We start from the raw sequence: 15532 nt of genomic DNA on the forward strand, positions 1-15532 counted from the left end.
GTATAATACCAGTCTTATTTCGACCGCAGCAATTCTCTTACAACCGCGGCTATTCCATTTTTACTGATACCATAATGATTCAAAATTTCGCTCTGCGAACCGGTAACAGTATATTCATCAGGAATTCCCATTATTTTAAAAGGCTTGCTGATTCTCTGTTGCAACAGGTAACCGGCACAGGCTTCACCCAATCCACCGTAAACACTATGTTCTTCCACTGTAAGAATGACCTTACAGGCACGCGCTCTCTCTGCCAACAGATCTGTATCCAACGGCTTGATCGTATGCATACTCACTACTGTTGCTGAAATGCCTTCTTCTTTTAAAAGTCTCGCGGCTTCCAACGCAGGATATACCGTTTCCCCGCATCCTATAATTAATACATCATCACCTTCAGTGATTACTCGCCCTTTGCCAAAAGCAAAAATTTCATCGATTGATTCTTTTAATGGTGGCATGGGCTTTTTGCCAAAGCGCAGGTATACGGGTTCATCTGTGCGGGCAGCCAGTTCAATAGCTTGCTCTGTCTCCCAATTATCAGCAGGAGCGACAACCGTAATATTATTGATCGCCCGCAGCGCTGCATAATCATGCAGGCTATGATGCGTGCTACCCAAAGCACCGTAACTTACGCCGGCACTGATACCAATCACTTTAACCGGGTTATTGCTATAAGCCACATCGTTCTTGATCTGTTCTAATGCGCGTGCTGTTAGAAAGCAGGCCGGTGAAGTGGCAAATACCTTCTTCCCACATGAAGCCAATCCGGCGGCTACGCCCACCAGGTTTTGTTCTGCTATACCTACTTCCACAATCTGGTCCGGATACTTTTTACCAAAGGGTACTAATTTGCCAGATCCGCGGCTATCGCTGGTAACAGCTATAATATTGGCATCTGTCTCTGCCAACCTTTGCAGTGTTTCCGAATACACTTCCAGGTTGGCTTTATAAGGTAAAGTATTAATTTGTTCTGCCATGGTTCAGTTGTATAAATTGAAAGTCAAAACTTAAATTGCTAATAATGCTTCATCCAGTTCCTTAATGGCCTGCTCATACTCGTCTGCAGAAGGAACACCATGGTGCCATTTCAACACATTTTCCATGTAGCTCACTCCTTTACCTTTGGTAGTATGTGCAATAACAACGCTGGGTTTTCCTTCTTCAAAGGGTAATTGCTGTAAAGTTGTCTTCAATGCTTCCACATCATTACCGTCTATTTCTCTCACCGCCCAACCAAAAGCTTTCCACTTTTCATCCAATGGATCCGTATTACATACATCTGCTGTTGGGGCGGTGATCTGTAAAGAGTTTTTATCAACAATCGCACAAAGATTGTCGAGCTTATAATGCGCCCCTGTCAGAGCTGCTTCCCAATTACTCCCCTCGGGCATTTCGCCATCACCCATCAACGTATAAACCTTATAATTTTTCTTATCCAATTTGCCTGCTAAAGCAGTTCCCACGGCAATGGGCAAGCCATGCCCCAGGGCTCCGGTATTTTGCTCCACCCCATTAACCTTCCGCGTAGGATGGCCTATATAATGAGATTGGTACTGGCAAAGTGTATTGAGCTCTTCTTCAGCGAAAAAACCTTGGTCTGCCAACACAACGAACAATGCTTCCACGGTATGTCCCTTGCTCTGGATATAACGATCCCGGTCGGGAGATGCAAAATTTTCGGGGGAAACGTTCATGACCTCATTGTACAGTACATTCAATATGTCCGTACAGGACAGGCTGCCGCCGGTGTGCCCTGCTTTGGCCTTTACAATATATTGGAGTATCTTCTTTCTATACTCTATGGACTTTTGCCGGAGTTCTTTCGTTGTCATACCAAACTATTGTTTAAAGTTGAAAGTTTGATGTTCAAATTTTAAAATCCTTAACTATGTAAATAGGTTTCCCAGCCCAGGTAATTCTCCATGGCCTCTTTCAAAATCCCTGCTGTTTTGCTGGCGTTCATCACTACATGATGTTCAAAACCATTACGGCATACGTATTTCATCAGGCCCTGCAAATCACCTATCTGCGCTACTGCGCGGTTACCAAATGTTTTCAGTTCATCGTTAGTTAATTCTCCCTCACCTACATACGCTTTGATCACACCTTTACAGTCATCTGTACTGATGCGGCCATAAGTCAGCGGCATCGCAGGAGTACGACCATCCAGAGCACCATATGTATTTTCAGTACCCACCGTTGTACCTAAGATAGGCGCTGTACTGATGCTGATATCAGGCAGGAAGGATTTAGCCCAGTTACCACAATGGAACAATACACATTTGGTGTCATCATCGGCATAGTTGTTATTCCAATCTACCAAAGCACTGGGTGAACCACTGGCCAATTGCATGGCATACATGCTTAAAGTGCCCGTTACATCTACTTCACAGGCACTGGGCAACATATTTTCACTCATCATACTCATACTCGTGCACACATTACAACCATAGTTCTGTTGAATAGATGTCCAGCATTGGATAGCCGTGCAATCTAACGAATTAGCTTCCATAAAATCCGCCAGTACTACATCCAGCTTGGCTATCTGTACCAGCTTATCACTAGGCGTCTTTCCTACAGAAGTATAGGCATGAATTTTCTCCAGCTTATCTTTTACTGACTGATCGTTAGCAGTCAATTTATTCGCATTACCTAATATTTCGGAAAGATCTACTGTGATAACCGAAATGCCGTTGCGCTGCAATATTTTCTCGCTGTAACGAACCGTGTTGAATGCTGTTGGCCTTGCGCCTACGGCGCCGATACGTACCTTGCGCAAACCTTTTACTACACGGCATACACCCACAAATTCCATCAGGTCTTTCTTAAAGGTTTCATCCTGCAGCCTGCTTACATGTTTTGTAGTCAATGTATATTTAATACCGTACTGGTATAAATTATTACAAACCGAAATTTTACCGCACCAGGCATCTCTACGGTTTACTACGTCGAGTTTGTTTAAGTCATCAGAATATGCCTGTATCAACACTGGCACATTGAGTTCCGCTAACTTTAAAGTTTCTGCCACACCTTTCTCATCACCAAAATTGGGCAATACTACCAGCACGCCATCTATTGCATCCCGGTGTTCTTTAAACAAAGCCGCACATTTTTGTGCCTCAGCAAATGTTTCAACGCCGCCCAGCTTCGAGTCGGCGTCGCTAAGCAAGATGGGAGTGATATTGAGCTCCTTTAAAAAGTCGAGCACTTCGATACGCGCCTCTGCTACCAGCTTATCAGGGAAAAAATCCCTGTTACCGATAATGACGCCCAGTGTGGCATTTTTTTGTGATGACATAGTTTTTTATAGTTTCGAGTATTTGAAATAGCTGATATTATAAACCGCTTCTTTATCTTTTTCCCCTGCATTGGGTAAATCGTACATCTGATCGGTCGGTGTATCCGCATTAGGGAAACGTCGTACGCCCCCGGTTCTGAAGCTCACATGATGCACCTTATGTATGGGCGCAAATATGATATTGTTATTCGGCTTGCCTCCGTTGATAGAAACGGTATATAGCCTGGTGGCCGTATTCAGTTCAATAACAAAATTGTAGGTTTTACCTGCTTCGTATGTTGTCAATGCTTTATCACGATAGCCGGCTTTGGTGATAATATTACCGGTAGAATCGAAGGATAAACGAAGGCAGGGTGTATTGCGGGCATCCTGCACTTCAATATCCAGGCGCCCATTGTCAGTTTGCTGCGGTGTTACACTAAACTCAATCCTCACCTGGCTGGCTTCAGGTACTACGCGCTCGGCCTTACCCAGGTCAAAGGGATCAAAATCTTTTAACGACAAAACCTTTTTACCGGCTTCTTTCACAATGGAAACCGGCGCCCAAAGCGGGCTGTACAGGTTCCAGTTATTTAACTCTTCTCCATCTTTTAACGAAGCAAACTGGTCATTTATATTTCCCTCTACCTGGCTTTTAACAGGCATAGGTATTTTGGCCACCCACATATCTTCCTTATTCACGCTGTAAGTAACCCAGTTATTGTTACTGGGAGGTGTTCCATTCATTTCCTGGATACCGCGTACGTACTGGGGTCCATAGGATTTGTAGTTACCACCATAGCGCATGGAGGTGATCTCACCATTTACCAATAACAGGTTTTTATAATTCAGCCCATCATCACTTACTGATAATGCCAGCGGCCATCTGAATTCGCTGGGATTATATACTGTCATATATTTTCCATCGATCGTTTTCTGTCCCCAGATCTTGGCATTGGAGTTAACAAAACCCGGTGCTCTCAACGGATTATATAACCAGGTTTTCCCGTTGTCAGCAGACATACTGGTTAAAGCATTTTTCCAGAAACCGATTACGCGGCCGTTGGGCAAATGATAATAGCTAAATGCCTTCACTTCTTTCTGCAGCGGGATCAACGGATCATTTCTATCCGCTTCTTCTACCCATTGTTGCATCTGCAATGGTTGCGCTAACAATTCATCACAGGCGGCTATAAAAGCCTTATCCTTTGATTTTTTATAGAAAGGATAACTGGTATTCTTCTCATTAAAATCGTGGTTGTATCTTATAAAATAAATCGGACCTAAACTGCCATCTTTATTAATCTCCCGTACCACACGTCCTACACCATTACCGTCATTAGGATCATCTTTGGCATATAATGCAATACCATAATAGCCCAGGGCCAGCAGCTTATTATTTTTTGCTGTATAGAATCCCATGCGCTGGTGCATTACAGCATCAATATCTTTGGCTACAGCTGTATCTTCTTTCTTTTTAAACCCGTTAGGCAGGCGATACACCGGGAAAAGATCAATAGGTTTTGACCAGTTATAACCATCTTTGGAGCTGAATAAATAAGTAGCGCCGGGAGCGATATGCTCACCAACCGGGTTGCTCAAAAAATGCATGTAAAAGGTATTGTTCCAATAAGCCAGCATGGGCTGGTGATTGTAGGTCCAGTTCATTCCTCCCGCCCATTCCGGATGCTCCCTGTTGGCCCTGAATACCTGGATATTATGCACCCCTACCACGGGAGTCAACTGTCCATGATGGTAATCCACGTTAGATAAAGTCGGGCCTATATATCGCGCGGTATCCTGTTGAGCGAAACCTGTCAATGCGCTAATACCTAATAAATATGTAAAAAGAGTTTTCATTTGTTTTTGTTTATTATTCACGGTTTATAAACGATCACAACGCCCCAAACTATGCTACACGTACCATAATCTAAGCCTATTTCCCATGAACTGCTTTTACCAATTGCTTCACTACTTTCTTCTTCACCGGCACAATCGTTCCATGTTTGTGTCCTTCCGGTATACTGATCTTACTATTCACATCTTCAAAATGGATAAAATCTTTGGTCGCTACGGCATCGTATGACTTTTTCCGGTAGGCATCAAAATAGATCAGCCACTTGTCTTTGACTTTTACAACAGAAGGGCCTTCTGTGAAGTTCTCTGTGAAAGGTTTGGAAACGTTCTCCCAGGGCCCCAGTGCCGTTTTGCCAAAAGCCACTTTGATATTGCGTTCAGGCCTTGTATTATCTTTCAATATCAATACATAATCATTGGGTGCCCGATTAAGAATTACTGCATCAATTACACTAAACTTTGGATCTAAAAAAAGTTTCGTTGGAGTAAATTCTTTAAAATCCTTTGTTGTTGTAACATACATCCGGTGATTATTGCTATCCTCTTCTGCACCTCTTTCAAAACGTCCGGGAATGGTACTGGCCCAGATCATTTTGTAATCACCTACTGCAGCATCATAGAATAACTCCGGCGCCCACACGTTAACTGTAGAAGGCTCATGCGTCATCGTATTGATCATTTGCTGCTCACTCCAATGAATCAGGTCTTTAGAGCTGGCATACCCAAAACCCTTGTCTCCACGCCAACTGGTAGTCCAGACTAAATGAAAAGTACCATCAGGCCCCTGCACCATCGAGGGATCTCTCATTACTTTTTGATTGCCGATGGCCGGTTTTAATAAAGTAGTATCCAGGTCTTTCCAGTGATACCCGTCAAAGCTGTATAACATGCGCAGGCCCGCATCGGCAGGCTCATGAAATGAAGTAAATAAATAAGCTTTGTTGGAGCAGGAAACTGCTGCCAAAGCAATCGCGATCAATATGGCTATATTTCTTTTCAAATCGTTTGTTTTTTGTTTGCCAATAAAACAGAGTATCTGTTCAGTCCCCAATGTGGTTCGTCAGGCTCACCACGACATCCGTTTTTAATTTCAATAAAATCATCAAACAAGTAATTGTATGTTACCGGTCACGAAGCTATTTTTTTAAGACCAACACCCAATCATTACCATTCTTTGGCTGGCCCGGCGGATCAAAACTCACCACACCTGTTTTTGCTTTTAAACTAATGGATTGTGTGGAGCCATCCACAGGACTATACCATTGTGCTGAAGACAATTTAAAACCCAGCTTTGCGGTATTTATTTTAAACGTTCTGCCCGTATAAGTGTAAGCCAGCACATAGGAAGACCCCTTTGTAGCCAGTATATAATTATATCTCTTTTGTGTATTGTCGGCAATAATTTCCTGAGCAGGTTTACGATCAAAGTAACTGTAAGATAATATCAGGTCCTTCAGGTATTTCATTTGTAAGGCACCCGGCGCATTGATCGTTTCTTTCCAGTTATTGAATACCCCAAAGTTGGCGTCGGCATCGCCCATTTTGTTGAACTGCATGATGGCATTTTCGCCATAAGTAAACCCGGCACTTCCGGCAAATACGCTCCAGTAACCATAGCGGCGTACTTCTGCAGCAGTCCAGCGTGGTTGCAAACTATCATGCAAGCCGTAGGGAATGTTTTCATAAGAGGGCTCGCCATCCAATACAGGTTTGGCAGGCTTCATATTATAATCTGTAACCACAAATTTCCAGTTGTCTTCACCATGACGATGTTTCTCTTTCATGGAGGTGTCCTGCGCGTAAGAACGGTGCCCGCTCTGGAACATATTAAAATCGAGCCATTTTCTATTGTGAAACCAGTCTGTAGAAGAATAACGCCCCCTGGGGTGATAGGTCATCAAATTATTAGTATCGTACTTTTTAATAGTAGTACCAATGGCTTCCCATACATCCATTTTAGCATTACCCTCTATGTCACCACCATTCAACCAGATAATATTAGTATAACTTTTATAACGTTCCGCAAGGAACTTAGCATAAACAGCGGCGTTCTTTGCATTCACTGTTTTTTCTTTGGCTGCTGATCCCCAAACCGGTACCAGGGCTATGTAGATACCGCGCTTTTCTGCCTCCCTTATAACAAAGTCTACATGATCCCAGAAATCATAAGCCGTTGTATCGCCAATGGCAGTTCCAGGTGTTGTAAGAGGCTGACTAATGTCTCCGTCTTTCAGCGCTTTGGCCCCATATACGTTCTTTGCTGCCAGTGTATGCAACACCATCACCTGCACCACATTGAATCCCTGTTGCTGACGTGCATTTAGGTATTGCAATACGTCTTCCCGGCTGCATTTTATAAACAGCAACCAACCGGTATCTCCCAACCAAAAGAATGGCTTACCATCGGCTGTCTGGAAAAAACGTTGATTCTGCGAAATTTGTAATCGCTGCATGGACTGCCCCACCCCGTTATTACATAAATAAACAACTAAAAAAAGCAACACAAAGAATCGTTTCATAATACAAGCAAATATGAATTCGTAAATTAAAGGTCATACCCATACCTGATTCCGGTATTCGGCGTTTCTAAGGTAAAGCAGATGGAGAGAGAAATTATATATCTAATAATTATTTCCATCATCTTGGAAATTTATTCCATCTCGCCTTGCTGCTCAACGAATTATTCCCATTTCTTTCCGGAATCAGTAACCCGCATTCTGGGTGATCTGGCTATTTTGCAAACGCACAATATCCGGAACCGGCAGTACCAGTTTGTCCTGGGTAACCTGCTTTCCTTTAGCTGTAAGCACCGGTATCGCACGACCCCATCTTTTTAGCTGGAACCATCTTTTAAATTCTCCTGCCAGCTCCATACGGGCTTCATGCTCCAGGGCCAATGCTACATTACCATATTTAGTCACCGGATAAGCGGCTGTACCCCATAATGGTAATCCTACCCTGCTTCTCAGCTGGTTCATATACTGCGCATCGCCGGTGGCTTCGGTTAACATTAATAATACATCTGCGAAGCGATATACCATAAAGTCGTTATTGGCCAATAAGGTAGTTCCGTTAATAGCCGCATTGGGATGCGCCCATTTCTGAAAATACTTCTGCTGCAGAAACGTATTGCCGCTCTGGTATCCCAATGATATAGTAATTTCTCTTCTTGGGTCGCCCGACTCATATTCATTGTACAGATCATCGGTCACCTGGTTCATACCTACGCCCGAAAACCCAAGAGCGTTTACATTCGGGAAAAAGAATTGCTGATAAGGACTGTGCGTACCCGTGGCAGCATTGGCGGCATACTGGATCTCAAAAACAGCCTCCTTAGTATTCTTAACGGTTGGTCCCCAAACCCCTGCAAAGGTTGGCTGTAATGCGTATTGCCCGCTGTTATATACTTCCATTAAATTACTTGCCGCAGCCTGCTTGTCCCCCAACGTCAGCAAAACTTCTCCCAATACAGTTTGCGCAGCGCCTTTGGTTGGGCGACCCACTAATTTTACATTAGCCGAAACGGGTAGATTATCAACTGCATATTGCAGATCAGCTTTTACCAGGTTGTATACTTCTGCCTCAGAAGACCTTAAAATACTATAAGCCTCCTGGGCAGCAACAGCTTTGGTTACCAACGGAACTCCTCCCCATAAACGGGTCATATTAAAATAGTAAAGCCCCCTTAAAAAACGCATTTCTGCTTCGGCTACTCTTTTGTATTCTACATCCAGCTGGGTAGCGGCAGGAAGTTTATCCAGCACTGTATTCACCGCGAATAAAGCACTATAAAATTGTCTCCAGAAAGCATATACCATCGTGTTGGGTGTTTGAATGGCATAATCCCTGAAAGCATGCTTGTCCGCCTGGGCTCCTGCAATGATATACAAAGTGGCATTATCACCCATTAGCTCTCCGGTATAAGAAACCGGACCTTCTGGCGCATATACTCCGTACAAGGTATTCATAGCGGCGGTTATGCCCGACTCAAAATCGGCTTCCGTCTTATAAAAATTATTGGTATTGGCATTGGAGATGGGAGCCAGATCAGTAAATGATTTCCCACAACTGACCAAAAGAACAACCAACAGCGTAAATGCAATTTTATTGAAATAAGATATTCTTTTCATGATAGATTTTTTAGAGATTGCTGAGAATTTTCTAGAATGAAGTTTTCAAACCGAAAGTCACCACGAGCGGTAAAGGATACGAGCCATAATCTACGCCCAGCATAGACCCCGTTGGTAAAGACGAGCTGGAAACACCTGTATTGGCTGACGAAGTACCTGCACTATAATTGGTAGCTTTGTAAGTGGTATTTTCAGGATCATACCCGGTGTATTTACTAAATAGCTTTACGTTATCAGCATTTACATATACCCTTAAATTATTGAAAGGTGTTTTACGCAAAACAAGTTCGGGAATATTGTAAGAAAGCGTGATGTTCTTTACCCTTAAAAAAGAAGCATCTTCTACCCATAAAGTAGAAAAACCCTGTTGGAACGGACGCCTGTTTGCAGAAGGTCTTGGATTAACGCCATCACCCGGATTCTGCTCTGACTCCCAAAAATTAGCAGCTCCCGCGTACATACCCCTTCCACTATTCCAGAACCCGAGAAAGCGATAGTTTTGATTTACAATTTCACCACCATAACGCCCCTGTAGTAAAACCGACAATTCTACTCCTTTGTAACCAAAGCGATTGGTAATGCCGCCAATAAATTTAGCCTGGTTATTACCAATAACTGTTCTATCATCAGTGGTAATTTTCCCATCTCCATTTATATCAACAATGATAGGATCGCCGGGTCTGGTAGACGCTTCATGAGGACTATTCTGTATTTCCGTTGTATTATTATAAACACCGTTAAAAACATAGCCATAGAAATCAGAGATGGGCGATCCTACTGCTGTACGTACGGTGGTTTCCCAATCCGTGTAATAAATGGGCGCATTGCCAGGACCCAGTTGCAATACTTTGTTCCTGTTCAAACCAAAATTAATATCGGTAGCCCAGGTAAACTCACGTTGTATATTTTTTGATGATACCAGGATCTCCAAACCCATGTTACGCATTTTACCGATATTGGTTAACTGGCTTGAAAAACCTGTGAGATCAGGTATCGGTACGTTGAGCAACATGTCCTGGGTGATAGAACGGTATACCTCAATGGTAGCAGACAGCCTGTTCTTTAGAACAGCGATATCAATACCCAGGTTCAGTTGGTTGGTTTTCTCCCAGCGTAAGGCAGCGTTATCCAACGTGATGGGTTTCAAACCCGCGATGATATTGCCATTTGACACATAGTTCACGCCTCCCAATAAGCCAATAGCACCATAGTTAGGAATTTGATTATTACCCACACTACCGTAGCTGGCTTTCAATTTTAAAAGATTCAGTCCCTCAACATCCTTTAAAAAATTCTCGTCGGAAATAGCCCAGCCGGCGGATACGGAAGGGAAATACCCCCATTGATTATCCCGGCTGAATCTTGAACTTCCATCCCGACGAATACTGGCGGAGAGAAAATATTTATTAGCGAAATTATAATTCAACCTGGCCAGGTAACTTTGTATGGCCCATTCTGTTGCGGTAGAAGTACCACCGGTAACCGTACCTGCATTGATCGTTTGTACCAGGTCGTTAGGGAAATTAGCTGCTGTCAGCGATTGAAATTCAGTACGCTCTTTCTGAGAGGTATAACCCGCTAAAACATTGAAGTTATGTTCAGATAAAGAAAAATCATAAGTCCCTGTATTTTCCCAGAGCCAGTTGAGTTTATTACCGGCGCTCGCAGTAGCGGTTGAAGTGGCCAGGTCCTGATTATAACCATATCCCTGGTTTTTAAACCGGTAGAAGTTGTAGGAATTATTAGAAACATTAGCACTCAGGCTTGACTTGAATTTGAGGCCCTCTATAATATTGTACTCGACATACCCTAAGGCAAAAGTATTGTACGCTTTATTCTTTTTATCAGTGAATCGGGTAGTAGCATAAGGATGCCAGAGATTTACCGGATTGTATTGCAGGTAACGGTTCCATACAGAGTTGGGATCTACAAATCCCAGGTTGCCATTTTCATTGTATAACGGGAAAATGGCGTTGCTTTGTAAAGCCAGGCTGATTACGTCGCTTTTCCCATCAATACCGTCCGTTCGGTCGTGAATACCGGTTAAACTCAGGTTCAACCCAACAGCTACTTTATCTGAAATCTTTTGACTGATATTGGATCTTAAAGCTAATCGACGATAATAGTTCTGATCTAACACAGCATCCTGGTTGAGCAAGCCTGCAGAAAACAGGTATTGGGTTTTATCAGTACCACCCGATACCGATAGTTGGGCATTAGCCATGGGTGCTGTCCTGAACATCACATCCTGCCAATCGGTACCTTTTCCAAATTGTTCCGGGCTATTAATAAATTCTTCGGGTATCTTGTATAAGGTAGAGCTGCCCCGGGCACTGTTAGGATCCGTAGCTTTATTCACAGCCGGATTCAGATCAACCCAGGCATTATTTTTTGCAGCTACAAAATAACGGATCCATTGCTGTGCATCCATCATATCGATCTTACGCGTCACCTTTTGAATACCATATTCAAACCCTGCTGTAACAATGGCTTTACCCGGTTTGCCTAGTTTGGTAGTAACCATTACCACACCATTCGCACCTCTTGATCCATAAATAGATGCAGAAGAAGCGTCTTTTAATATTTCCACCGACTGTATATCCTGGGGATTGATCATGTTCATATTAAAATCTTCTAACGGCACGCCATCCACTACGAATAAGGGATTAGTACCTGCTGTAATAGAACTGATACCCCTGATCTGTATCACGGGAGCTACACCGGGTGCACCCTGTGATTGCGAAATATTGACACTGGGAACCGTGCCCGTCAGCGACTGAACTACATTACTAAATGAACGGTCCTTAAACTGGTCATAGTTAACAGATGCGACGGAACCTGTAATTGACTTCTTCCGCTGGGTGCCGTAACCTATAACGACGACCTCGTTGAGGTTGCCTGCGCTGCTGCTTAATGAAATAATAAGATTGGTTTGAGTACCAATATTGATCTCTTTAGTAACGTATCCTGCATAGCTCACTATCAGAACCGTATGGGTATTGGATACGTTGAATGTAAATTTTCCTTCCGGGGAAACGGGGACATTCTGGGTAGTTCCCTGTATTAGGATGTTGGCTCCAGCCAAAGGCTGACTGCTCGCTTCATCAAGTACCTGACCAGTAACAGATCGTTGTTGTCCGCTGGCCACAATGCTGCCAAAACACAGCAACAACAGTAATCCCTTTCTAAAAAAATGTAGAGGTTTCATATGCTTTACAATTATTAATGACAAATACCGGATAATTTGTAAACGTTTACATTATCCATCAAAAAAAATCAACGGGTACCGCAGGACTTTCTTACCATCAGCTCTGGCTTTATAATAAAGCTGGTAGGAGGCGCCTGGGGATTAGCCAGTCTTTTATACAACAACTCGGCCGCCTGCTGTCCCATTTCGTAACCGAATTGCTTTACAGCTGTTAATGCAGGATTCAAAGAAGTAGCCCAATACACATCATCGAACCCTACGATGGCCATCTCTTTGGGAATTTTTATTTTGTGCCCATGCAACACTTCTAAGGCGCCCAATGTAAGCAGGTTGTTTGCTGTAAAAACCGCTGTGGGCCTGTTTTTAAGAGATAATATCTTCTTAGTAAGCTCCACCCCACTTTCATAATCCGATTTTTTACTATAGATTAATGTAGGATCTATCTTTATTTTGTTTTTTTTCAGCGCTGCTTTATAACCTGCTATCCGCTCATGGGTAGTAGGTATTTCCAGGTCGCCTGCAATATGGGCAATACGCTTATGACCGAGGTTGATCAAATGTGTGGTAGCCATAATAGCGCCTAGTTCGTTGTCTGTCTTTACTACATCGGCTTTCAAACTTTTAAGTCCTCTGTCAATACAAACCACCGGAATGCCGTCTTCTATTAATTGCTCTACTTTCTGTTCAGTTGACGGAGTAGTTGCCACTATAAGGCCGTCCACTGATTCACTTCTCAGGATATCTATATACAATTCTTCTTTAGAGGGATCCTGTGAAAAATTGCCGATAATAACGGTTGTATTCTGACTATATGCATATTCCTCCACCCCTCTTATAATGTCCACATAATAAGGATTCCGGATATCGGGAATAAGTAAACCCACCAGCCGGCGTCTTGCCGTTGTGGCACGCAGGCGTTGTGCTACCCTATTCGGCCGGTATCCTAGCTCTTTGATCGCTTTTTGTACGGCTAAGGCTGTCTCAGCTTTTACTTTAGGATCAGCATTGATCACCCTGGATACTGTGGCAATAGATACAGCAGCATAACGCGCTACTTCCTTTAAACTGGACGAAATAGTTTTTGGCATAAGAAACAATCGTTGAGAAATGTAAACGTTACCAAATATAACTCATATGGGCACTTCTTCCAAATAAGTATGGTTTTCGTTCAACATTTTTTAATCACTGAAAACCAGGAAAGAATGGCTCCTGCAGTTATACAGGAGCTGCTCTTTTCTAATTGCAACCAGGCTTAGTATCCCGCATTCTGTCCAAATTCCGACGCATTGGTAATGGCATCCAAAAACATTTGTGGAATAGGCCTTAATGTATGAAATGGTTGAATCAGCGGAATATCCTTATTATAGGCTTTTACATAATCATATAGCTTCCCTGTTCTTTTCAAATCAAACCACCGTATGTGCTCACCGCAAAACTCCCTGGCCTTTTCATCCAGTACAAAATCAATCGTCATCTGTGCATCTGTAACCACCATATCACTCTCCCTCCCCGCTACCGCGGCTCTTTTGCGAATTACATTAATCATTTCTGCAGCTTTTGCTTTTGATCCTCCCGACATCATTATTTCACATTCAGCCACTATAAAGTACATTTCGGGCAGCCTCATCATTATAACATCCTTACTACCAAAATTCGAATTAGGTGCCGGCAAACTCGGATCATCAAATTTTGTCAACGCAGGAAAGCAAATATTGAACCTTGCGTTGGTAGACACTCTGTCACCCGTATAAATATCATCAATATCTACCACCGCATAAGGCCGTGTTCTCTTATCGGCTACCTTTTGCTTGGTATACATTAGTGCAGTTTCGCCGGCATTAATACGCGTTCCCACCATACTGGCTGGTTTTTCAAATGCGGCAAGATCATCAGCTGTCCAGGCATAGTTATTATTGTTTTGGTTGTAGGTTTCTCTGAACCAGGCTCGATACCTGCCATCTACCTGCTCATTATACAATTCAAGCAACCTGCGGGTAGGCATCATACACATAGACCCTGACCTTGCATTATTGTCATTACCATAGGTAAGGCTCTGAGCAACACCTGCTTTCGCAGAATACTTAGCCTTAAACCACATGTGCAGGCGGTTGGGATTATTGGGCTGTGGGTTTAAAGACTGCACCGTAGAGTGTGTTACCACAAACATGGCCTCCCTGTTGGTTTTATTGTTGGTAGGTGCAAACACCTCAGCGGCAGTAGCATACAGCGATACTTTTAGGGCTGCCTGGTTATTAATTACATAAGTAGCAGCATCCTTCGCTATTTGGTAATAGCGATCCTTTTCAGCTTGCGATGTCTCATATGCTACCCTTGTTATGGCTACTCTCGCTTTCAATCCGTAAGCCGCTTTTAAAGTGGCCCTGCCTATATCCGTTGCCGGTACCGGATCAACCGGTAGATTAGCGATAGCTAAATCCAGGTCCTGTAACATTAAATCGTAGAAGGCAGAAACAGGGCTTCGTTGTGCAGTAAGTACAGCTGTTTTGGTTTCCTGTGTACGCAAATCTACTCCGCCGTAAAACTCAACTATATGCCAGTAAGAATAAGCCCGAAGGAAATGCAGTTCACCTTTCCTAGCCTTCTTCTCATCGGCTGAATTATAAGGCACGGCGTCGATCCGCTCAATGCCTGCATTGCAATAGTTGATAATCTCATACAAACGGTTCCAGGTATTTCTGAGCTGACCGGTACCTGGAGTCAGCTCTTCATACTTGGTCATTTGCCGGCCATAACCGCTGTTCGCTATATTGATCCAAAGATCGGTGCCACCCTCTGTTAGCATCACCAGGTCTTCGCGGCCGTAAAATTGACCACCATAATTCACATAGGCGGAGTTCACCAGGGCATTCATTCCTTCCTGGGCCGCAAATACCACGTCGGCTGTGGTGCCTCCCGGGTTAAACTCTTTTAAACTGCAGGAGCATAATATTACTGAGCAGTACAGGGGGATCAGTTTTTTATGAGGAAAATATTGAATCCAATTTTTCATATAATATTTTTGAAAGCTTATTAATGCAGTCTGAACGGCAGGCTCAGACT

General features: G+C 43.3%; 10 protein-coding genes. All 10 read right to left on the reverse strand.

The annotated features are described in order from the left end of the window. Positions 1–14 precede the first annotated feature (14 nt). The 10 genes from ACLOAU_RS18610 to ACLOAU_RS18655 all read right to left on the reverse strand — a co-directional run bounded on the left by ACLOAU_RS18610 (position 15) and on the right by ACLOAU_RS18655 (position 15482). Entirely contained in the window at positions 15–977 is a 963-nt protein-coding gene (locus ACLOAU_RS18610; protein ID WP_427863417.1) for a transketolase family protein, read from the reverse strand. Positions 978–1007: 30 nt separating this feature from the next. Further along, on the reverse strand, positions 1008–1832 hold the full coding sequence (locus tag ACLOAU_RS18615) for a transketolase (protein WP_427863418.1): 825 nt from the start codon (positions 1830–1832) through the stop codon (positions 1008–1010). Positions 1833–1882: 50 nt separating this feature from the next. After that, positions 1883–3298 carry an L-fucose/L-arabinose isomerase family protein gene (locus ACLOAU_RS18620; RefSeq protein ID WP_427863419.1) on the reverse strand — a complete coding sequence of 472 codons (1416 nt, stop codon included), beginning with the start codon at positions 3296–3298 and terminating at the stop codon, positions 1883–1885. A 6-nt stretch (positions 3299–3304) separates the two neighbouring features. After that, entirely contained in the window at positions 3305–5137 is a 1833-nt protein-coding gene (locus ACLOAU_RS18625) for a sialidase family protein (protein ID WP_427863420.1), read from the reverse strand. Between the two features lie 76 nt (positions 5138–5213). Next, complete coding sequence (locus ACLOAU_RS18630; protein WP_427863421.1) at positions 5214–6134, reverse strand: glycoside hydrolase family 43 protein; 921 nt, start codon at positions 6132–6134, stop codon at positions 5214–5216. Between the two features lie 136 nt (positions 6135–6270). Then, the gene (locus ACLOAU_RS18635; RefSeq protein WP_427863422.1) at positions 6271–7653 is read right to left on the reverse strand and encodes a glycoside hydrolase family 140 protein; all 1383 of its coding nucleotides are present in this window, start codon (positions 7651–7653) and stop codon (positions 6271–6273) included. A gap of 183 nt (positions 7654–7836) precedes the next feature. Then, complete coding sequence (locus tag ACLOAU_RS18640) at positions 7837–9264, reverse strand: RagB/SusD family nutrient uptake outer membrane protein (protein ID WP_427863423.1); 1428 nt, start codon at positions 9262–9264, stop codon at positions 7837–7839. Between the two features lie 31 nt (positions 9265–9295). Then, entirely contained in the window at positions 9296–12472 is a 3177-nt protein-coding gene (locus ACLOAU_RS18645; protein WP_427863424.1) for a SusC/RagA family TonB-linked outer membrane protein, read from the reverse strand. A 68-nt stretch (positions 12473–12540) separates the two neighbouring features. After that, positions 12541–13560, reverse strand: a complete 1020-nt coding sequence (locus ACLOAU_RS18650) for a LacI family DNA-binding transcriptional regulator (protein ID WP_427863425.1) — start codon at positions 13558–13560, stop codon at positions 12541–12543. A 164-nt stretch (positions 13561–13724) separates the two neighbouring features. Continuing rightward, positions 13725–15482: a RagB/SusD family nutrient uptake outer membrane protein gene (locus ACLOAU_RS18655; protein ID WP_427863426.1), complete on the reverse strand. Its 1758-nt coding sequence runs from the start codon at positions 15480–15482 to the stop codon at positions 13725–13727. Positions 15483–15532: the final 50 nt, after the last annotated feature.

Origin of the sequence: Paraniabella aurantiaca (assembly GCF_050309965.1) — a bacterium.
Classification (GTDB): Bacteria; Bacteroidota; Bacteroidia; order Chitinophagales; family Chitinophagaceae; genus Niabella.